The sequence below is a fragment of the Chryseobacterium sp. GQ58 genome (assembly GCF_059758895.1).
On record NZ_JCAXEH010000004.1, the window covers coordinates 108,593 to 131,567 of the forward strand.

The window sequence follows — 22,975 nt, forward strand, 5'->3', positions numbered from 1 at the left end:
AAATATTTGAACAATGAAAAAAATAGTTTATATAGCTTTTGCGGCAATGTCATTATCTTCATGTAAATTGGATGACAATATGTCGGAAAACAGTCCATCAGTTAATAGTGTAACTCCAGATCTTTATTTGAGCGCAGCTCAAACTACAAATTATACAGTAGAAGTTACAGATATATATCAATTATCAAACGTATGGATGAACAATTGGGCAGGTAATGTGTATCAGTTTGCCTCGCCGCTGAGTAACGAATACCAAATGCAGGTTACATCTGCATTTAATCCCGGTAATAATATCTGGAATAATGGATATGTAGCAATGGCAAGATATGCACGTATTTATAATCACCCAGAAGCTGCTAAATATTCTCACCATGCGGCAATCGCAAAGATCCTTATGGCTAACAGTATGCAGTATATTGTAGATTTTTATGGTGATGCGCCTTTTTCTGATGCTTTCCAATATGGGAATAACCCAACTCCAAAATATGATAAGGGTGAAGATATCTATAGAGCACTTGTTATTATGATTAATGACGCAGTTGCTACCATAAATACAGGAAATCCTCAATTTACGGTTGGTACTGAAGATGAAATTTATAGTGGTGATATGGATAAGTGGGTAAAACTTGCAAACACTATTAAGTTAAGATTATTACTAAGACAATCTAAGGTTACTGATTCTTCAATAAAATCGTTTGTAGACAGTCAGTTGCAATCGTTGCAAAATGCTAGTTTTATTTCTTCTGAAGCTGATCAGGCGACTATTAATCCTGGGTATAATGCAGGGAATGCAACACAACAAAACCCTTTGATTAGAAATTATCATTATGCAAATTTTAATCTTACAACTTTGAACACAAATGGATATAGGTATGTAGGAAATATTACTGATCATTATGCGACATTGCTAGAAGGAACTAATGCTAAAACAGCAGGAACAAGAGATCCGCGTGGTTTTCAAATGTATAGACCTGTAACACCAGCACCAGGTCAGCCTCAAATACTTAGAGGTATTGTACAGGGGCAAGGCCAGATACCTGGTGCGACTGAAGCATCATTTTCACGTCTTAGATGGAAATTCTATGAAGTTGGAGGTACTCCTCTTGCACTTATAAATACTTCAGGTATAGATGGTTATATTATGACTCTTGCTGAATCTGAATTGTTACAGGCTGAAGCTGCAGAACTCTACCCTTCCATTTTTACTAACGCAGTAGGGCATTACAATAATGCGGTTAATGCATCATTCAATTTCTTCGGTATTGGTGGTCAAGCAGCTGCTTATTTAGCAAGTATAAATACTAAACCTTATGGATGGAATGGATCTGATGGTCATATTGCTGCTATTCAGTATCAAAGAATGATTGCTTTAAATTTTGTTAAGCCTCAAGAAACTTACATTAACTATTTGAAGACAGGATATCCAGTTACGCCTCTTGCAACAACAGCGAATCAACCAAATAAGCCTTGGAGATTAGCTTATCCATCATTTGAATATGTAGCGAATACTGCTAATGTACCAAATGTAACTCTTGCAGATGTATTTGTAAAAAATCAATTTACTCCATTTTGGAATAGAAACTAATCTAATAAAATAACTTAGATTAATATACACAAACCGCCTTCGGGCGGTTTTTTTTATAATTTATTTCAAAAACTTAAAAAAGTTATCCTTATTACAATTTAAGCTATTTGCTGAAAAGTTTTTATTTGTGATGAATAGCAAAGAGTACATATTTGGAGCAACAATAATTTGTACGGCTACTAAACAAGTGCTGAATTAATGTTTTATGAAAAAACAGCCAATTAATAAAAATATTCCTGTAATAAGTTATAGGAATATTTTTTTGTATATAATTCCGTAGCAATAATTAGCGATGTAAATGCGTAATAGAGTTTACATTATGTTTTTTTTGAATTGAATTATATTAACTAAAAATAAATAATAGAATTTTTAAAATGAAAATAAAAATGATTAGCGTTAATCGTAATTTTTATTTATTTATTTATTTTATTTATATAAAATAAAGGTTTTTATTAGTGTTTAATTTATTATATTTTATTTATATTTTTCTATTTTGTAATTATTTTTTTTGTTTGTTAAATCATTTAAAACAATATTTATATTATTTTTTTAACATATATTTAGTTTTATTAATAAAATTTTTACATATTTGCAATTAAGAAATAATACATTTAAATATGAAGAAATTAACAGCAAGTGTCCTTCTCGTGGTATTATCATCTTCTTTTGCGGTAGTAAATGCTCAACAGAAAAAGAATGATACTATAATTAGAGAGCAGACCATCGGTGAAGTAATAATTACTGGAGCCTTAGGTATTAATAAAAAAGCTGATGCTCAGACTTCTGCAATTCAGGTTGTTTCAAATGAAAAACTTACGGCGGCTGGTAACCCTAATGCTATTTTATCTTTACAAGGTAAAGTTTCAGGTGTTACTATAAATAATACAAATTCAAGTGTAACGGGGTCACCGCGTATTGTTATTAGAGGTAATCGTTCGATTACGGGTAATAATCAAGCTTTAGTAGTAATTGATAATGTAATTTCATCAGCCACTGCTTTACAAGCATTACCACCAGAATTAATTGAATCAATGAATGTTATTAAAGGTGCACAAGCCGCAGCTTTATACGGTTCAGACGGTGTAAATGGAGTTATATTAGTTAATACAAAAAAAGGTTCTAAATCAAACAGAATGAATGTTACATTTAATAGTGTAACTGATTTTGAATCTGTAGCTTATCTTCCAAAGAGACAAAGGTTGTATGGGCAAGGATGGTCTGGGCTTAAAGTAAATGTTGAAAATGGTGCTTGGGGACCAGCTTTCAGTTCATCTTTAGGTGGGCAAACTCTTGGGTATGGCATTCCGTTATATGACTTTAATGGTAATGGTGTCATTCAAATCAATCCAAATGATGACGCATTAAGTCCTGATGATCCAGCGTCTATACAATCGACTTTTGCACCTTTTGGAAAAGATAATGTAAGAGATTTCTTTAAAGTTGGTAGCGTTCTTCAAAATGGTATTACAGCGAATGTTGGTGGAGAAAATGGATATTTATTAATGTCAATTGATAATATGCAAAGGGACTTTATTGTGGAAGATGATAAATTAAATAGAACTTCAGTATTTCTAAAAGCTGGAATGAAATATAATAAATGGTCTTTTGATGCTATTGTTAACTATACAAGACAAAAAACATCTACGACAAGTTCTAATTTATATAGTGATTTATTACAGTCCTCTGCTGATATTCCAATCACTAAATTTTCTAATTTAAGAGATAGAGCGTATGCTTGGAATATATACTATAATAATCCTTATTGGTATATTGATCATGTTCGTAATAATAACACTTCAAACAGATTAAATTTAATTGGAACGGCTAATTTTAAAATAAATAAAAATATTGATGTTTTATACAGAGCAAATGTGCAACTTAACACAGGGGAGGGGCGTAATTGGAATGATGGTTGGTCAGATATTATGATTCCGGATCCTACAGCAGAAATTTCTGCCTACAACCAATCTAGTTCTAGCCTTACAAAATATTATGGAGATTTATTAGTTAATTTCAATTATGATCTTACTGATGACCTAAACTTCAAAGCAAACGTAGGACATAACTTTCAAAATACAAGTTATAATACCACATCTGCCGGTGGTACAGGAATTATTATCCCAGGCTTATATCAGATTTGGAATCTTTCAAATCCTACAATACCATATAATCTAGATAATACAAGAGGATCTTACAATAGCCAAGCTGTATTTGCAAATATTGATTTAGGATTTAGAGATTATTTATTTTTAACTGCCACTGGTAGAAATGAATGGAACTCTGCTTTAAGTAAGGAAAACAGGAGTTATTTTTATCCATCAGTAGGTTTAAGTTTTATACCAACAAAAGCATTCGACTTTGGGGGAGAAACATTAAATTACTTAAAAATTTACGGATCCTTAATGGGAACTGCAAATGCGTCTCAAGTAGCAGAATATGCAATACGTAACTATTATAATCTTGCGGGAGGTTATCCATATTCTGTGAGTGGTCCTACAGGAGGTGCCTTAAGCTTCTCAATACCAACTACGCAAATAAATGCAGATATTAAACCAGAAAGAGTAACTAAGAAAGAAATTGGTTTTAATTCTGCTTTTTTTAATAACAGAATATTATTAGGAGCTTCAATTTACCAAGATGATACTTCAGATCTAATTACTGCACAAGGATCTTCTTATGCTTCTGGTATTGCTACATTAAGAAATAATATTGGTAAATTAAGAAATAAAGGTTTAGATGCCGATATTACAGTTGTACCTATAAAAACTAAAGACTTTAAATGGGAAGTGGGTACTACTTTTACAACTTTCAAGTCTACAGTTCTCGAACTTACTAACGGTTCTGATGAAGTATTTGTTGGCGGGAGTAATCTTGTATCAGTTTATGCTGTGAAGGGTGACGGTTTCGTTCTTAAAGGTACAGCTTACCAAAGAGATGAGCAAGGTAGAGTAATAATTAATGAAGCCACGGGAAATCCATTGTATACAACTACTCTTCAGAAATTAGGTAACGTTGATCCAAAATATGCATTTGGTTTTTCAACTAATATAGCATATAAAGGATTTAAATTATCGGCAGTTGCTGATTGGAGAATTGGAGGTAAATTCTTTGCTGGAGCAATGCAGTCTTACGCGTTTTCAGGTCAATTAGAAGAAAGTGCTTCATTTGACAGAACCCAAGGTGGTTTTATAATGCCTAATTCAGTTTATTTACAAAATGGATCTTATGTAGCTAATACTTCTATTAAAACAGGGGGAGAAACTTATGATGATGTTATTGATTATTATGCTAATGTTTATAATGCAATTGGGGAAAACTTTGTTAAATCATCTACATTCTTCAAAATTAGAGAGATAGCATTGTCTTACACAATACCATCTTCGGTCTTAGGTAATTCTGGAATTAACGGACTTACAGTTGGTGTTCATGCAAGAAATCCATTTACTAAATTCTCTAGTGAAAATAGAAATTATGCAGATCCTGAAACATCTTTCACTACTGAAAATGCTCAAGGTTACGCCGCATCTAACCAATATCCGGCAATTAGAACTTTTGGTTTTAATGTAAATATTAACTTCTAATCTTAAATTAAAATGAAAAAAATATTTTTATATTCAACAATAATTTTGGCAGGTTTTGCAACATCATGTCGGGAAATAGATGAGAATCTTTCTCCTAATAATGTGCTACCTGAACAAATTTCTCCAAGACAACTTATTACAGCGGCTCAAACTTCACTATTTTCTGTGCAGGCAGGTACAATGAATGAATTATCTAATGTTTGGACAAATACTTGGGCAGGAAATCATTATTATTTTGCCAATCCTTATTCTAGAGAATATAGTTTAGCTATTAGTAATAACTTTGCAAATGGTATTTGGAATAGTAGTTATTTAAATGCTGCAAACTTGCAAAATATTATAGATAGTGGTACAAAGGATAATCTTCCTTTCCATGTTGCAATCGCAAAAATTTTAAAAGCGTATAACATGCAATACATTGTAGATTTCTATGGTGATGCACCTTATAGTGATGCTTTTAAAGGGCAAGCTAATTTATCTCCAAAATACGACAAAGGTTCTGATATTTATAAGGGCCTTGTAATGGAAATTAACGAAGCAATTACACTTATAGATAATACCGTTCCTAATGATAATAACACCGTTACTTCTGCTGAAGATGTTATATTTGCTGGCGTAATGGATGATTGGAAAAAGTTTGCAAATAATGTAAAATTAAGATTGTTATTAAGACAATCTAAAGTTACTGATACTGCCGTTAGAAGTTTTGTTGATCAACAATTACAAACACTTGCAGGATCTACTTATTATGATAAGTTTTATTTAGATGATGTAACTATTCAACCAGGTTATAATACCGCAACTGCATCAGGATTAAATCCAATGTATGCAAATTATGGTAGATTTACTTATGATGACTCTGCTCTAAATACAAATGGGTGGAGAGTTTTAAAAGTATCAGCTAATTATGCTAATTATGTAAATGGAACTTCTGCTAATACAGTTGGTACTACTGATCCTAGACGTACAAAACAGTTCTCTTCCGTAGGGGGAACTATTGCAGGTATAGTACAGGGGGCTCAAAGAGATACTAGTAAAACAGAAGGAAGCTTTTCTTGGTTAGGATGGAACTTTAATAATCATGCCGAAGCGACTGGAGGTATGGATGGATATTTAATGTTAGGCTCAGAAGCTAATTTACTGTTAGCAGAAGCTGCTGTTACTTATCCAACGATTTTTACTTTTGATGCTGCTACAAGATATCAAGCTGCAGTTGATTCATCCTTTATATTTTATGGTCTTACTTCTATTCAGGCTACTACTTATTTGGCAAGTTTAAATACTAAGCCATATGGATGGACTGGTGCAGCTAATAAAATTGCTGCTATTCAGTATCAAAGATTAGTTTGTTTGGCCAACTTAAGATCGGTTGAAACTTATATCAACTTCTTAAAAACAGGTTATCCGGAAACTCCATTGGCAATTGGTGCTCAGGAACCTAATAAGCCATATAGACTGATTTATCCAGTATCAGAGTATACTGGTAATTCTGCAAATGTGCCAAATATGTCAAATTCCGATGCATTTACTAAAAACCAATACACTCCATTTTGGAACCAAAACTAATCTAATACTTAGATTATTATATCAAACCGCCTTCGGGCGGTTTTTTTATTTCCGTATATTTGTATCTCAAAATTTAAAAATGAATATTAAAGATATCATAGAACATAAGCTTGCGGAAGTTATTCTTAATGTCTATCAGCTTAAAGATATAAAACTCGAAATTCAGGAAAATAAGACAGAATTTGAAGGAGATTTTACCATTGTCACTTTTCCTTTGGTAAAACAGCTGAAGAAAAATCCTGAAAGTATTGGAGTTGAGCTTGGAGAATCTTTAACAGCTCAAACCGATTTGCTTGAAAGTTTTAATGTTGTGAAAGGCTTTTTAAATGTTAAAGTTAAAAATCAGTTTTTTGTAGATCAGTTTAGAACGGTAAATGATCAGTTTTCAATTATTGAAAAGAAAAATTCTTCGGTGATGGTAGAATATTCTTCGCCAAATACCAATAAACCTTTACATTTAGGACATATCAGAAACAATCTTTTAGGTTTTTCTGTGGCGCAGATTCTTAAAGAAGCAGGTTATGATGTAATTAAATCCCAGATTATTAATGATCGTGGAATTCACATCTGTAAGTCGATGCTGGCTTGGGAAAAATTTGGAAACGGAGAAACTCCAGAGACAACTCAAACGAAAGGAGACAAATTTGTAGGGAATTATTATGTAGAATTTGATAAAAACTACAAAAAAGAAGTTTCCGAATTAATTGCCAACGGAATTCCTGAAGATCAGGCAAAAAAAGATGCTCCCGTTATGAAAGAAGCTCAAAAAATGCTTTTAGACTGGGAAAATGGTGACGAAAAAGTTAGAAGCCTTTGGAGTGAAATGAATTCCTGGGTTTACGAAGGTTTCGACGAGACTTATAAAAGACTTGGAGTTGATTTCGATCAGGTTCAGTACGAAAGCAATACTTATATTTTAGGTAAAGATCTTATTCAGGAAGGTTTAGATAAAGGAGTTTTATTTCAGAAGGAAGATGGCTCAGTTTGGTGTGATTTGACGGATGAAGGTCTCGATCAGAAGCTTTTGTTGCGTTCAGACGGAACTTCTGTTTACATGACGCAGGATTTGGGAACGGCCGTTGAGCGGTTTAAAGAAAATAATATTCAGAAGCTGATTTATACGGTAGGAAACGAGCAGGATTATCATTTTCAGGTTTTATTTAAAATTTTAAAGAAATTAGGTTACACTTGGGCTGACAATTTATTTCACCTTTCTTATGGAATGGTTGAGCTTCCGGAAGGTAAAATGAAGTCACGTGAAGGCACGGTGGTAGATGCAGACGATCTGATGCAGGAAATGTACGAAACCGCTAAGTCTAAATCTCAGGAATTAGGGAAACTGGAAAATCTTTCCGACGAAGAAAAAGAATCGTCTTATGAAACGGTGGGATTGGGAGCTTTGAAATATTTCATGCTGAAAGTTGATCCAAAAAAGAAAATGTTGTTCAATCCGGCTGAAAGTATTGAATTTAATGGAAATACAGGCCCTTTTATTCAATATACTTACGCCCGAATTCAGTCTTTGTTGGCCAAAGCTAATTATGAATATAAAGAAATTTCTGAAGTAGAATTGAACACATTTGAAAAAGAACTGATCGTATTGCTGGCCAATTATAAAATTGTTGTAGAAAAAGCTGCTGAAGCTTTAAGTCCGGCTTTGCTTGCCAACTATGTGTATGATTTGGTGAAATCTTACAATTCATTCTATCAAAGCAATGTGATTTTGAAGCTTGAAGATGAAAATCTGAAGCAATTCCGTTTAAATTTATCTGATTTGACAGGTAAAATAATTAAAAAATCTCTAAGTTTACTCGGAATCGGAACCGTAAACAGAATGTAAAAATAAAACCTCTTGAAATATCAGGAGGTTTTTTTAATTAAAAGCATTTATTCTGAAGACTTCAGAACTTTAATCATTTATTTCTTGATAAATTTAATAACCTGGCTTCCTTTATCAGAATTAATTTTTGCAGTATAATTTCCAGAAACTAAATCTGACAAATTTATAGAAAGATTACTGCTGTTTTCAGAAACAGTTTTGAGTAATTTTCCATTGTAATCATAAATCTCAACTGATTTTACGGTTGCTTTATTTTCAATGTTTAAAACATCTGAAACGGGATTTGGATAAACTTTAGCGGTAATTTTTGTGGCTTCAGATGTTGATAATTGCGCTATATTTACGGTGTAGTCTGTCCATGTTCCGTAAGCATACGTTGCACAAGCTGAGTTGGCAGGAGTTCCGTCTCCCGAGTTGGCTAGCCTGTTCCAAACTCTCATTCGGTGATTTCCTGAAGTAGCGGAAGATGGAATAGTGAAGCTTCCTGTATACGTATTGGTTGAATTTGCTATGTAAGCAGGTAAGAATAAAGCTTCTCCTGAATCGTCAAAATCTCCGTCATTATTAAAATCAATAGCCATTCCACACGATATCCAGCCTGTTGTTGTAACATTAATTGTATAGTTTACTCCGGTATTTAAATTGACAATTACTGAAGTTCGGTCTCTTCCGGTCGTGCAGGTGCCGGCTGCAAAACTGTTGGTAAAGCTTACTTGAGGAATTGAAACTTCAGAGATTCTCCATGATGAGCATCCGCTTGGATAACTCGGATTGCAGTAAGATTGGGAGTTAAAGAGATTGGAAATTGAAGATACCAATAACAGTGCAAAAGCTTTTGCAAAAATGTAGTTTTTGTTCATGTTAATTCTTTTTGATTGGTTTATTAACACGAAACTAATAATAATTTAACTAATTGGCAATTTATTTTGTAATTATTTAAATATTATACCACATAAATAAGTATTATTTAATATCAGTAAATTAATTGTGAAAAAAACTATACACGACCTTTGCTTTGCTTTTCCCTAAAATTTCTTCTAAAGTTTCCAGATTTGATTCTTTGATCCTTTTTACAGATTTTAATTTTGATAAAAGCAATTCGATTGTTTTTTCTCCGATTCCGGGAATTTCTTCTAATTCAGATTTTATCGTTGAGTTTTTTCGTCTTGTTCTGTGATGCCTTACGCCAAAACGGTGTGCTTCATCGCGTACTCTTTGCAAAATTTTAAGTGTTTCAGACTTTTTATCAAGATATAAAGGAATAGGATCTTCGGGAAAGAAAATCTCTTCCAGTCTTTTGGCAATACCTATAATTGTTATTTTTCCGTAAAGGCCAAGCAATTTTAAGCTTTTTACAGATGATGACAACTGTCCTTTTCCACCGTCAATTACAATCAGGTGCGGCAGGCTTTCACCTTCATCCAGCATTCTTTTGTAGCGGCGATAGATAACTTCTTCCATTGTGGCAAAATCGTTGGGACCCTCAACGGTTTTAGGATGAAAAACCCTGTAATCGGCCTTGCTGGGTTTTCCGTCTTTGAAAACGACACACGCTGAAACAGGATTGGTTCCCTGAATATTTGAGTTGTCAAAACCTTCGATATGTCTTGGCTCAACAGGCATTCTCAAAAGCTTTTGCATTTCTGCCATGATTCTGTTTGAATGTCTTTCCGGATCAACGATCTGTACTTGCTTCAGCTTTTCAATTCGATATTCTTTAGCATTTTTTTCGGAAAGCTCAACAATACGTTTTTTGTCGCCAACTTTAGGAACGATCAATTTTACATTCGGAATTTCAACAGATAAATGAAAAGGAATCAAAACTTCTTTAGAATCTGAACCAAATTTCTGACGGATCTCAATTAAAGCTTCTTCAAGAATATCTTCATCGCTTTCTTCGATAATTTTTTTTATTTCTGTTGTAAAACTCTGAATAATATTTCCATTCCTGATTTTAAAGAAATTAACATAAGCTGCGGTTTCATCGCTTGTCATTCCAAAAACGTCTACGTCATCGATATTTGGATTGACTACGGTATTTTTTACCTGATAATCTTCAAGAATGTCTAATCTTTCTTTAATCGTCTGCGCATTTTCAAACTGGAGATTTGTTGCATATTTTGTCATCTGATTGATGAGATATTTTTTTGCTTTTTGAAAATCTCCTTTTACGATGCCACGAATGGCATCTATTTTTTCATCATATTCCTGTTTGCTTTCTAAGCCTTCGCAGGGTCCCTCGCAATTTTTGATGTGAAATTCCAGGCAGACTTTATATTTGCCATCGTCTATTTTATTGGGAGCCAGATTAAGATTACAGGTTCTAAGCTTATAAATATGTTTAATTGTATCTAAAAGAATCTTTGCCGGACGTACTTTCGCATAAGGCCCGTAATATTCCGATCCGTCCTTGATCTTCGTTCGTGTAAGAAAAATCCGCGGAAAATCTTCGTTTTTAATGCAAATCCACGGATAAGTTTTATCATCCTTCAGCATCACATTATAAAAAGGCTGATGCTCTTTTATAAGGTTGTTTTCCAATAAAAGTGCATCATATTCGCTGTTTACAATGGTAGTTTCCAGGCGATGGATTTTTCCCACCATGATTTTAATTCGGTAACCGGGAAGATTTTTATTAAAATAAGAAAGAACCCTTTTTTTTAGGTTTTTAGCTTTTCCAACGTACAGAAGATTGTCGCTTTTATCATAATAACGATAAACGCCGGGTTCGGAAGGTAAAGTTTTGAGCTGTAATTCTAAAGAAGGATTCATAAAACAAAATTACGCAATCCTGCTCTTATTTAAAAGCACAAAAAAAGCTGCAAAATTCTACAGCTTTAGTTTTTTATAATTGAATAATCTTATCCGTTGCTCATTTCGGTATATTGATTCACCAAAAAGCTGAAATAATCCCATTCAACAGATTTTTTCGGATATTTTTTCATGAATTCCGCGTTGTCTCCAAAAAGAAAATCATAATTCTCTTCAAAATCATCTTTATGCAACCATATTACTTTATCACCCTTTTTTACATAATAAGATTTTGTGATTCCGCCACTTACCTGCATCCCAAATCCTACAGTCATACCATTAGTTTCTTTAGCTCTGGGATCATGATACACTGAAATAATATCATTAAACTCAGGATTGACCAGCTGCATCAAAAATTCTTTATCGTCTTTTTTATTTTTAAGAGGAACTGTCTGATTTACAAAGTGAATGCGTTCTTCAGATACGCTTTTATTCATTTTTTTTCTGCTGATGCTATTCACTTTGGTTACATATCTTACAGCTTTTAGTCCTTTTTCAAAATTGGAAGGCAGAATATACATTTCTTTTACATTTTCTGAGGCAAACTTCATTTGTTTTTTTGTTGCGCTGTCTTTAAGGGAAATTTCGTAGATCTGTCCTTTTTTTGTTTCAATATCGTTGCAATAACCTTTGTGACTTGTGCCGTCTTTTAAAATTATGGTTGATATTTTCTTGGTAGATGGCCCGGAAAACCCTTCGTTGAAAAGAAATTGTTCCATTTTTTTGACCTGATCTTTCGTGTATTTTACTTTTTCCTGTGCAAATGTTGAGATGCTCGCCACAGAAAGAGCAAATAATAAAGCTTTGAATTTCATAGTTTTTAGTTTTGTTAAGTCGTAAAAATAGCAAATAATTTGATCCGGATAGAAAATAAATTTCATCCTGTGTTTACACCTAAAATTCCCTGCAAAATGTGTAATTTTATGCAAAATTTTTAAATGATTTACGGTATAGATACTTTTAGTTTCCACGATGTTTTGGAAATATGTAAAAGCCCAAATAAAGCCAAATTAAATAAGGCAGCAAAAGAACAGATTTTAAAATCTCAGAATAATGTAAAGAAAATTGTAGAGTCAGATCGTTCTGTTTACGGTATAAATACAGGTTTCGGACCACTTTGCGATACTAAAATTTCTGCTGATGAAACTGCGCAGCTTCAATATAATTTAATTATTTCTCACGCTGTCGGAGTTGGAAAACCTATTGATAAAGAGCTTTCAAAAATGATGATGATTGCCAAAGTTCATGCATTGTCAAAAGGTTTTTCGGGAGTTTCTTTGGAAGTAATCGAGCGTTTGATTGTAATGCTTGAAAAAGATATCATTCCTGTAGTTCCGGAGCAAGGTTCTGTAGGTGCTTCCGGAGATTTGGCTCCTTTGTCGCATTTGGTTTTGCCGCTTTTAGGACTTGGAGAGGTTTGGGTTGGAAATGAAATTTTTGAAACTGCTGAAGTTCTTGAAAAACACAATCTTGAGCCTTTGGTTTTAGGACCTAAAGAAGGATTGGGATTGATCAACGGAACTCAGTTTATTCTGGCTCATGCAATTAAAGGTCTGGAAAAATTTGAATATTTATTAGACTTGGCAGATATGGCTGCGGCAATGAGTCTGGAAGCGTACAGAGGATCTTCAAGTCCTTTCAGAAAAGAGCTTCATGACATCAGACCATTTGAAGGAAGTAAAAAAGTGGCAGCAAGAATGTTGAAGTTTTTGAAGAATTCAGACAATTTGAAAGCTCATGAATATTGCGACAGAGTACAGGATCCTTATTCGATGAGATGCGTGCCACAAGTACACGGCGCAAGCAGAAATGCTTTTGAGCATCTTAAAATAATGGCTGAAACGGAACTTAATTCTGTAACGGACAATCCGATCGTTTTAAGCGCTGAAGAATCAATTTCAGGAGGTAATTTTCACGGACAATTAATGGCTTTGCCTTTAGATTATGCAACTTTGGCGGCGGCAGAATTAGGGAATATTTCAGACCGAAGAAGCTATTTATTATTGGAAGGAAAATACGGTTTACCAAGATTACTAACGGAAAGTTCAGGTTTAAATTCAGGATTTATGATCCCTCAATATACTTCTGCAGCTTTGGTTACGGAGAATAAAACATTGTGTTTCCCGGCTTCGGCAGATTCTATTCCTACAAGTTTGGGACAGGAAGATCATGTGTCGATGGGAAGTATTTCCGGAAGAAAATTTAATCAGGTTTTAGGGAATTTAGTCAATATTTTAGCAGTTGAATTAATGTTTGCTGCACAAGGTTTAGAATTCAGAAGACCTGCAAAATGTTCAAAGATCATTGAAGAAAATTACACTATTCTTCGTTCAAAAGTTGAAAAGCTTGAAGATGACAGATTGATCGGAAAAGATATGCTGGCTATTGCTGAATTGATTAATGAGAGAAAATTTGTTGTAAATTAATCTGCTCAAAAAATAATATTTATAAAAGCTTCCGAAAATGGAAGCTTTTTGTTTTCAATTTGCATCAATCTCCCAATTGATAATCCAAAGGAAGCATTTTCTCAATTTTATCTTTTGCAAATTCACCCTGATTGGTTAGTTGACCCGGATTTGAAGTATTTCCGTCGCGGTAGATTTCAAAAGTATCGTTTTCGGGATGAAGAAAAGAGGTTTGAATAATAGGTATTTTACTTTTTACAAACTCTTTTTTTTCTAATTCGTAATAAAATTTTTTATAATTAATCTGCATCATATAATCGTAATCCAAAAAAAGTTTATCACCTTTCTTTTTAGTGTAGTCGGATTCAGGAATCTGAGTTTTTGTAATGGCTATTTTATATGACTCATTTCTTTTTCTTTCATCTTCGGTCGGATATTTTGAATTGGGGAATTTGGTAATCTGATTAACAATATAGCCTTCGGCCTTCACTTTATTATTATAAACACTGTTAAAGAAATGAATTTGGCTTCCCTCGTACGCGTTCATTCTGTTCAGCTTGATTTTGTTGGAGCTTTTTGTTTCTTTAAAAAAGCTTGTGCCCACGAAACGTGTTGTTTTATTTTCAAAATCTGCAATATAATCAACGAGATTGTAATCGATAATATAGCCTAAATTCTTATTTTCAATCACTAAAGTTTGTGGCGCCTTTACACGGAGAATTTTATTTTTTTTGTCATAAGAAAACTTAAGTGAGCGCTGGTTTTTAATTTTTACATTTTCTTTATCATATCCGATAAATGTATCAAGGAAAAAATTAATATAGTTTTTATAAGCTTGTTCGGTGAAGGGAATAATCGTCACTTCTTCAATTTCTTGTGATTTTATTAAAACAACCTTTAATGTTTTATTCAAAACTTCAGAAACTCCAATGGTAAAAGTTTCATAATTATCCTTTTGAAAAACCAAACTGTTGTTGTTTGATGACGGTAAATTAAGAATGAAGCTTCCATCTTCTTTTGAGGTCGTCCATGTTTTTGTGCCGTCAAGATAAATATTGACATTGGAAATAGGTTTTTCTATATCATTCACCACCGTTCCTTTAATCATCTGCGCGAAAGAAATGTAAAAAGGGAAAATAATTATAAAAAGTAAAACTGTTTTTTTCATGCTAAACAATATTACTAAATTTATAGTGATAATAAAAGAATATGAATTTCTAATAAATCAAAATGCTTTATAATTGAACTATAAAAACAATATTTCACAAAATAAAAGATCCGATGATTAATTCACCGGACCTTCAAAAACTATATTTAATTTACTATGCCTGTTTCACAAACTGCAGTTCACCCGCAATTTTTACTTCTTCGCTTACCATCACGCCTCCTGCTTCTAAGGCAGCATTCCAGTTCAGTCCGAAGTCTTTTCTGTTGATCTTTCCTTCAAAAGAAAATCCGGCTTTTGTGTTTCCCCAAGGATCCACATTGATTCCTCCAAAATCTACATCTAGCTTAATAGGTTTTGTAATGCCGTTTACAGTAAGATTTCCTGTTACAGAATCGCTTAAGGCATCAGACTCAAAAGTGATTGTAGGATTAGATTCTACATTGAAAAACTCCTCAGATTTCAAGTGATTGTCTCTGTCGGTATTATTGGTAAAGACAGAATCTGTCTGAATAGTAGCCGTTGTTTTTGCATTTTTGAAAGAGTCGTCTTCCGATTCAATCTGCGCATCAAAAGTTCTGAAACTTCCTTTGATATTAGAAATCATCATATGTTTTACTTTAAAAGTAATTTCACTGTGCGTTGGGTCTAAATTCCATTTTGTAGCCATTGTATTTATTTTTTGTTTGTTAATTATAATGCAAATTTAGAACAAGACATTGCTTCAAGACATTGATTTAGGATAAGAAATGATTTAATTGTCATTGCGAGAAGCGTAGCGACGAAGCAATCTCTGAATAATCTTAGTAAAATAATTTAAACTTAATCCTCCAAACCTTCAAATCCACTTTCAAATTGATCTTAAGTTAAGAATTTATTTTAAATCAATCATTAATTTACATTTATGATTTAACATTTTTTAACGGCTGACTTTTATTTCTTATTTTTGAATGATCAATTTTATACAATGAAATTACATAAATTCTCTTTATTAATGGTGGTTTTGGGCGGATCTGTATTTGCTCAGACTCAAAAATTTACAATGGCTGAAGCTGTTAATGGCTTACGCACTAATCTTGCCGTTAAAAATATCTCGCAATTTTCTTGGTCTGATGATGAGAAATCTTACATTCAGGCTGTAAAAGGAGGCTATTTAATGACTGATTTGAAAACAAATAAGCAAGACACTTTAGTTTCTTTACATCAGCTTAACAAAAATTTTACCGATAAAAAGTTAAAAGGTATTCCGCCGATTAAGTTTATCAGTTCATCAAACGGTTATTTTAATGCAAATAACCAAATGTATTGGATCGAAAAGTCAGGGAATGACTGGAAAATAAAGCGTTCTTCATCATTGGAAGAAAATGCAGACAATATAAAAACGCTTGCTGATAATCAGACTTTGGTATATACCGTCAAAAATAATTTGTATATCAATAAAAACGGAAAAGCCATTGCCATTACCAACGATACCAACGAAAATATTATCAACGGACAGGCTGTTCACAGAAACGAATTTGGGATAGACGGTGGAATTTTCCCTTCTCCAAACTCTGAAAACATTGCTTTTTATAAAATGGATCAGACGATGGTTGCAGATTATCCCGTGATCGACTGGTCTGTAACGCCTGCTGCAAATCACAATATTAAATATCCGATGGCGGGAGAAACTTCTCATGAAGTAAAGCTGGGTGTTTACAATATCAAAAATGCATCAACGACTTTCTTAAATATTGAAGGCGAAAAAGATCAATATTTAACAGCAATTACATGGAGCCCGGATTCCAAATATATTTTCGTTGGAGTTTTAAACAGAGGCCAGAATCATTTGAAAATGAATCAATATGATGCGATTACAGGAAATTTTGTAAAAACTTTGTTTGAAGAAAAGGACGATAAATATGTTGAGCCTCAGCATCCGCTTGTTTTTTTTCCAAATTCAAATACAGAATTTATCTGGCAGAGCCAAAGAACAGGCTACAATCATTTGTTTCATTACAGCTTAGAAAAAGGCTTAATTGCGCAGATTACAAAAGGAGATTGGCTGGTTACCGATATTTTAGGTTTTAATGAAAAGAAAAAGGAAATTTATTTTACGTCTACAAAAGAAACTCCTTTGGAAAAACATTTGTACAAAATCAACTGGACGAATTTCAAAATGCAGAGACTTGACAGCGCAGAAGGAGTTCATACGGGAGTTTTAAGCAAAGACGGAAACTATTTATATGATATTTACAGCAATGCAAATACGCCAAGAGTTGTCAATATTATTAATACAAATACATTGAAATCGACGAACCTTCTGACCGCCGAAAATCCGTTGAAAAATTATCAGAGACCGGAAATTAAAAATGTAACTTTAAAAGCCGACGACGGAACACCTTTGTATGGAAAGATTATTCTTCCGACCAATTTTGATCCGAATAAAAAATATCCTGTAATTGTTTATTTATACAACGGTCCGCATTTACAGTTGGTAACCAATACTTTTCCGGCTTCCGGAAATCTTTGGTACGAATATATGGCTCAAAACGGATATGTCATCTTTACGATGGACGGAAGAGGTTCTTCAAACCGCGGAATGAAATTTGAGCAGGCTGTTTTCAGAAATTTGGGAACAACAGAATTGAACGACCAAATGAAAGGAGTTGGTTATTTAAAATCCCTTCCTTATGTAGATTCTGAAAGATTGGGAATTCACGGATGGAGCTTTGGAGGTTTTATGACGACCAGCTTTATGCTTCGTCATCCGGAAGTTTTCAAAGTTGGTGTTGCGGGAGGACCTGTAATCGACTGGAAAATGTATGAAATCATGTATGGCGAAAGATATATGGATACACCGCAGGAAAATCCAAAAGGGTATGCAGCGTCTAGTTTATTAGATAAAGTTCAGAATCTGAAAGGTAAATTACTAATGATTCATGGCGCTCAGGATGATGTTGTAGTTTGGCAACATTCGGTGAAATTTATAAAATCTGCTGTTGACAATGGAGTTCAGCTGGATTATTTTGTTTATCCGGGACATCCGCATAATGTAATTGGGAAAGACAGAGTTCACTTGATGCAGAAAGTGACTGATTATTTTGATCAGAATTTGAAAAAATAAAATTTAAATCCAGTCGATGAGACTGGATTTTTTGTATATAACTATAAAATGACCTAAGAAATATAACGTTAGGAAAAATAATTTTATAAGCGTTAAGGAAATCCCACTGTTTGAGAGCGAGGTAAATAATGAACCGAAGTACTAGAATTCATTCGCTGAGTTTTGGGATTTTTTAGAGAATAAAATTATTTTTAGTGAAAGTTTCCAGTCTAAGTTTCTGTTTCTTTGTTTTAAGATAAAGAAGAAATACAATCCGTTCTTATCATTGATCAATGTTTTTGAGTATTGATTACCATAATTTTGTCCTAACTAAAATCAACAATATGGAATTAGGAATAGGAATGTTTGGCGATTTAGCTTTCGATCAAACAACAGGAAAATATAAAGATGCAGGTATAAAAATCCGCGAAATCCTTCAGCAGGTAAAATTGATGGATGAAGTTGGAATTGATGTTTTTGCAATGGGCGAGCATCACCGTCCTGATTATGCAGTTTCATCCCCTGAAATTGTTTTGGCAGCGGCTGCAAGCATCACAAAAAATATAAAACTAGCAAGTGGCGTGACGGTTTTGAGTTCTTCCGAACCTGTAAAAGTATATGAAGATTTTTCAACATTAGATCTCATTTCAGACGGACGAGCCGAAATATTTGTCGGTCGCGGAAGCTTTATAGAATCTTTTCCTTTGTACGGATATTCTTTGAATGATTATGAACAGCTTTTTGAAGAAAAACTAGAATTATTATTAAAGATAAATTCTGAAGAAAATGTTTCCTGGTCTGGCCAGCTTCGTGCGCCAATGCAAAATCAGACGGTTTATCCAAGAGCAAAAAATAACGGAAAGCTTCCGATATGGCGAGCGGTTGGGGGAACTCCGCAGTCTGTTTTGAACGCGGCAAAATTGGGCATGCCTTTGGTGGTTGCGATCATTGGAGGAATGCCGATTCAGTTTAAAAATTTAATTGAATTTTACAAACAGGAATATTTGAAAGCCGGTCATGATGCTTCAGAAATGCAGATTGCCATTCATTCACACACTTTTGTGAGCGATGATCAAAATGTTGTAGACGGATATTTTCACAATTATAAATCCCAAATGGATAGAATAGGAGCGACACGGGGTTGGGCTCCATACACCAAAATGCAGTATGAGGGCGGAAAAAATAAAGACGGAGCTTTATTCATCGGAAATGCAGATCAGGTTGCCGATAAAATCAATTATATGAAAGAGATTTTTGGCATCACAAGATTTATTGGTCACATGGATGTCGGAGATCCGGCTCATGATATTATGTTGAAATCTATTGAATTATTTGGTGAAAAAGTTGCTCCGAATGTTAGATAAAAAGAAACTCCATTGAACTTCAATGGAGTTTTTTATTTTAAAACTTAATCTTTCGTGACTGATGCACTTGATTTTTAAATTTATTCAAAGTTGCGGCCAATTCTTTAGCAGACATTCCATATGTATCAGGAAATGTACCTTTTTTTGTGTCAAAGTTTGAGCAAATTAAAAAATTTTCATCAATATCGAAAGTGACCTGTTTGTTGATGAAAATGGTTTTTGTGTCAAATCCGCTCACTACAGACCATGAAATAAATGTTGAACGGTGGAGATTTTTCATTTCAATTCCTTTTTCATCAATTTTCAGATACGAAAAATTAGGAATCATATTGATAATGAATGCAATAAGACAGGATCCGAAAAAAGCAATATTAAAAATTGCGATCCAAATGTTGTCATCAATTAAAGTGAAGCCTAAAATAATAAAAGCTAAGCTTATCAAAATCAAAAAAGCGTATTTTACTTTACTTGGGTAAAGTATTATTGGGAATTTTTCCATAACATAAGTGTTTTATCAAATATAATGAAAATATTTTACATTTACAACATTTCTATCAAACTTCCTTTTTCCTCATCTTTCGTAATATTCAGCGAAACCGGGATTTTTTCTTTCAGTTCTTCAACATGAGAAATAATTCCTACAATTCTGTTTTCTTTCTGAAGGCTCATTAAAGTTTCAAAAACAATATTCACAGATTCAAGATCCTGAGTTCCGAAACCTTCATCAATAAAGAAAAAGTTTTTTTCAGATTTGGCATTGGTCTGCACGCTTTCTGCCAAAGCCAAAGCCAAACTCAGCGAAACCTGAAAAGATTGGCCGCCGGATAAAGTTTTCACACTTCGGCTTCGGCCTTCATTCAGGTAATCGATGATCTCAAAATCATTGTTTTCATTCAGCTGCAAGCTCAGTTGATTTCTGGTCATTCGATGAAAACGGATATTTGCATGATCGCACAATTGTCTTAAATAAATGGAAGAAACATATTGTACAAAACCCGCTCCTTTAAAGAGATTCATCATAACTTTCAGATTTTCCGAGCGTTTCTGAAGCTTTGCTAAATCTTTTAAAAGACTTTCTTTTTTCTGAAATTCTTTTTCAAGTCTTCCGATTTCAGAAGTTATTTTCACAACGGAATCGTTAGCAGATTTCAAATCATTTTCTGCGATTCTGAATTGGTTTTCAGCTAAAGAAAATTGTTCTTCGTCGAAAGAAAAATCATTCAGCTTCAAAGACAATTCTTCAATGCTGTTTTTCAATGTTTCAAATTCAATTCTGAACTTTTGAATAAGATTTCTTGTTTGCAAAACATCAATTTCCTGCAATAAAATAGCTTGAACTTCATTTAAATCTGCAAAATTCTGTTCCGTTAAGGATTTTGTTAAAATATTTTCGTTGTCAAAAATCTCTTTTTTAAGCTCCGAAATTCTTTTTTCCAGCTGAATAAAAATTGTTTTTTGCTCAGCAAGCTTTGGCGAAAGCTCTTTCTCTTTTTTGATTAAATTTTGATAATTCTGCTCCGTTTCAAGATTTGATTTTGCAAGCTTTTGATATATTTCTTCAATTTCAGGACGTGTTTTTTCCTGGTAATCATCCCATGCTAAAATTTTCAGATTAGATTCATTTGTTTTTATCTGTTCCTGTTTTTTTGCTTCATCCAACCTGAAACCTTCTAAAGCTTTGCTGTATTTATCCAGATTTTCGCGTTCATTCTCCAAAGTTTTCTGTTCCTGAGAAATATTTTGGGTGATTTCTTCGATTTTCTTTTCTATTTCAAAAGACTTTCGGCGCTTTTCCTCAAATTCACTTTCAGAATTAAATTCTTTCCATATAAATTTTTCCTGATGACTTTCACTCTGATTTTTTATTTGATTTAAATTTTCCAGCTCAAGTTTAAGCTGTTCTTCAAAGATTTTTTTCCGGTCAAGGATTTTCTCAATTTCTAAAGACTTTTTCTGTATTTCAAGCTTTTGGTTTTCAATATTTTCAATTTGTTTTTCAGTTTCTTGAAGCTCAAAATTTACATCATCAAACTGCACAACATTCGGATGCTCCAAAGCGCCACAAAGCGGACAAGATTCTCCATCGTGAAGCTCGCTTGCAAAATGTGATAATTTTTGCTGAACTTCCAGATGATTTCTCTTTGTTGAAAGCTCTTTTCTAAGAATTTCTAAAGCTTCGGTTTTAGTTTTAAAATCATTTTTAAAACTTTCAATATTGATGTTAAAAGGTTTTAATTCTTCAGAAATTTTTTCAATTTCTGTCTTTTTATCTTCAGTTTTCTTGGTTTGATTTTGATGAGTTTCATTCAGTCTTTTATTTTCCGAAAACCAGTTTCCTACATTCAGCAAAAGGTTTGAATCCAGCTTTTGTGGTTTTAATAGATTTAGATTTTTAGAAAAATCATCAATTTTTTGCTGAATATATTTCTGCTTTTCTTCAACTTCTTTTACTTTTCCGGAACCTTTTTCAGTTCTTTCTTTCAGTATTTCAATTTCTTCTGAAAACTTAAGCATTTGCACAATAATGCTCAAATCATTTTCCTGAATTTTTGATTGATGCAAAGCTTCGAACTTTGGCAGAATTGCGGCAAGATTTTCTTTTACAATATTAAACTGCGCTTCAGTTTCCTTTAAAACAACAGCATGGTTTTCTTTGTCTTTTTGTTGACTTTCAATTTCTTTTTGAAGCTTATTTTTTTCAGTTATCAGCGGATTAAAAATCCTAAAAACTCGATCATACAATTCAGTTTTTGTTTCTAATGCGTCAATTTCTTTTTTTTGACCCGAAATTTTCTCGAAATTTTCTTTTTTCTGTTTCAAAAGCTCAAAATCTGCTTTCAAGTTTTGTAGCTGCTGATATTTTTCTTGAATTTGTCTGAATTTAGTTTTTACTTCTTCAAACTTTTTCTGCTCAAGCTTTAAGTTTTCTTTTTGCGTTGAAATCTGTTCTTCATTTACCTCGTCAAAACCCTTCAATCGGCCTTCCAACTGATCAAGTTCTGATCGGTTTTTAGCGTTTAAAACTGAAACATTATTTTGAAGATCAAAACGCTGAAGATTGAAGATTTCCTTCATCATATTGGTTCTTTCGGTCGCTCCTAATTCCAAAAATTCCTTGAACTGGCCTTGCGGAATGATAATCGTCCGTTTGAAATTTGCATAGCTTAACCCAATAATCTGCTCACAATCAGAATGATCCAACGGGATCCATTGATCATTTATACTTTCATAAAAAGTAACGGAAGACGGTTTTACATCGTCAAATTTTTTAGAATTTCTCTTAAAATCTCTTGCAACTCTGAATATTTTATTCTCATGATTGGTGAAATCAAACTGTATAAAAGAATAATTTGACTTAAGATTCATCATATTATATGCTCTTTTGTCACGCATATTCAGACGCTCGGTTTCTCCATACAAAGCGAAAGAAATTGCCTCCAAAATCGACGATTTACCGGAACCCACCGAGCCAAAAATACCAAATAATCCTGCTTCTGTAAGATTTTTGAAATCAATAATCTGGCGTTCCTGATAAGAATATAAGCCTTCGATAATCAATTGAATTGGAATCAT

Annotated in this window: 14 protein-coding genes; 7 read left to right on the forward strand and 7 right to left on the reverse strand. The window is 33.2% G+C overall.

All coding sequences use genetic code 11. From position 1 onward, the window contains the following. Positions 1–13 precede the first annotated feature (13 nt). The 4 genes from AC6CHK_RS11955 to argS all read left to right on the forward strand — a co-directional run bounded on the left by AC6CHK_RS11955 (position 14) and on the right by argS (position 8,572). Positions 14–1,585, forward strand: coding sequence for a SusD/RagB family nutrient-binding outer membrane lipoprotein (locus tag AC6CHK_RS11955; protein ID WP_498096404.1), 1,572 nt, complete (start codon positions 14–16; stop codon positions 1,583–1,585). Between the two features lie 617 nt (positions 1,586–2,202). Then, positions 2,203–5,166 carry a SusC/RagA family TonB-linked outer membrane protein gene (locus AC6CHK_RS11960; protein WP_498096406.1) on the forward strand — a complete coding sequence of 988 codons (2,964 nt, stop codon included), beginning with the start codon at positions 2,203–2,205 and terminating at the stop codon, positions 5,164–5,166. Positions 5,167–5,178: 12 nt separating this feature from the next. Further along, complete coding sequence (locus AC6CHK_RS11965) at positions 5,179–6,732, forward strand: SusD/RagB family nutrient-binding outer membrane lipoprotein (RefSeq protein WP_498096408.1); 1,554 nt, start codon at positions 5,179–5,181, stop codon at positions 6,730–6,732. Positions 6,733–6,811: 79 nt separating this feature from the next. Continuing rightward, on the forward strand, positions 6,812–8,572 hold the full coding sequence (gene argS / locus AC6CHK_RS11970; protein WP_498096410.1) for an arginine--tRNA ligase: 1,761 nt from the start codon (positions 6,812–6,814) through the stop codon (positions 8,570–8,572). A 77-nt stretch (positions 8,573–8,649) separates the two neighbouring features. On the opposite strand, the gene AC6CHK_RS11975 is transcribed toward argS, so the two are convergent. The 3 genes from AC6CHK_RS11975 to AC6CHK_RS11985 all read right to left on the reverse strand — a co-directional run bounded on the left by AC6CHK_RS11975 (position 8,650) and on the right by AC6CHK_RS11985 (position 12,198). Then, the gene (locus AC6CHK_RS11975) at positions 8,650–9,432 is read right to left on the reverse strand and encodes a T9SS type A sorting domain-containing protein (RefSeq protein ID WP_498096412.1); all 783 of its coding nucleotides are present in this window, start codon (positions 9,430–9,432) and stop codon (positions 8,650–8,652) included. 121 nt (positions 9,433–9,553) lie between these two features. Continuing rightward, positions 9,554–11,344 (reverse strand): excinuclease ABC subunit UvrC, encoded by a 1,791-nt coding sequence (gene uvrC / locus AC6CHK_RS11980; RefSeq protein ID WP_498096414.1) that lies wholly within the window; start codon positions 11,342–11,344, stop codon positions 9,554–9,556. A gap of 89 nt (positions 11,345–11,433) precedes the next feature. Next, positions 11,434–12,198 carry a hypothetical protein gene (locus AC6CHK_RS11985; protein WP_498096416.1) on the reverse strand — a complete coding sequence of 255 codons (765 nt, stop codon included), beginning with the start codon at positions 12,196–12,198 and terminating at the stop codon, positions 11,434–11,436. A 123-nt stretch (positions 12,199–12,321) separates the two neighbouring features. On the opposite strand from AC6CHK_RS11985, the gene hutH reads away from it, so the two are divergent. Continuing rightward, positions 12,322–13,809: a histidine ammonia-lyase gene (gene hutH, locus AC6CHK_RS11990; protein ID WP_498096418.1), complete on the forward strand. Its 1,488-nt coding sequence runs from the start codon at positions 12,322–12,324 to the stop codon at positions 13,807–13,809. A 64-nt stretch (positions 13,810–13,873) separates the two neighbouring features. Here hutH and AC6CHK_RS11995 read toward each other — a convergent pair whose 3' ends face one another. Further along, entirely contained in the window at positions 13,874–14,956 is a 1,083-nt protein-coding gene (locus AC6CHK_RS11995; RefSeq protein WP_498096420.1) for a carboxypeptidase-like regulatory domain-containing protein, read from the reverse strand. 154 nt (positions 14,957–15,110) lie between these two features. Next, a complete protein-coding gene (locus AC6CHK_RS12000) occupies positions 15,111–15,623 on the reverse strand; it encodes a YceI family protein (RefSeq protein WP_498096422.1) in 513 nt (170 codons plus the stop codon). Positions 15,624–15,920: 297 nt separating this feature from the next. Here AC6CHK_RS12000 and AC6CHK_RS12005 point away from each other — a divergent pair, with 297 nt between their 5' ends. Both AC6CHK_RS12005 and AC6CHK_RS12010 read left to right on the forward strand, forming a co-directional pair. Then, entirely contained in the window at positions 15,921–18,059 is a 2,139-nt protein-coding gene (locus AC6CHK_RS12005; protein ID WP_498096424.1) for a S9 family peptidase, read from the forward strand. Positions 18,060–18,382: 323 nt separating this feature from the next. Next, positions 18,383–19,402, forward strand: a complete 1,020-nt coding sequence (locus AC6CHK_RS12010) for an LLM class flavin-dependent oxidoreductase (protein WP_498096426.1) — start codon at positions 18,383–18,385, stop codon at positions 19,400–19,402. Positions 19,403–19,439: 37 nt separating this feature from the next. Here the strand turns inward: AC6CHK_RS12010 and AC6CHK_RS12015 are convergent, their stop codons facing one another. Both AC6CHK_RS12015 and AC6CHK_RS12020 read right to left on the reverse strand, forming a co-directional pair. Next, positions 19,440–19,901: an STM3941 family protein gene (locus AC6CHK_RS12015; protein WP_498096427.1), complete on the reverse strand. Its 462-nt coding sequence runs from the start codon at positions 19,899–19,901 to the stop codon at positions 19,440–19,442. Positions 19,902–19,942: 41 nt separating this feature from the next. Next, positions 19,943–22,975, reverse strand: coding sequence for an AAA family ATPase (locus AC6CHK_RS12020; protein ID WP_498096429.1), 3,033 nt, complete (start codon positions 22,973–22,975; stop codon positions 19,943–19,945).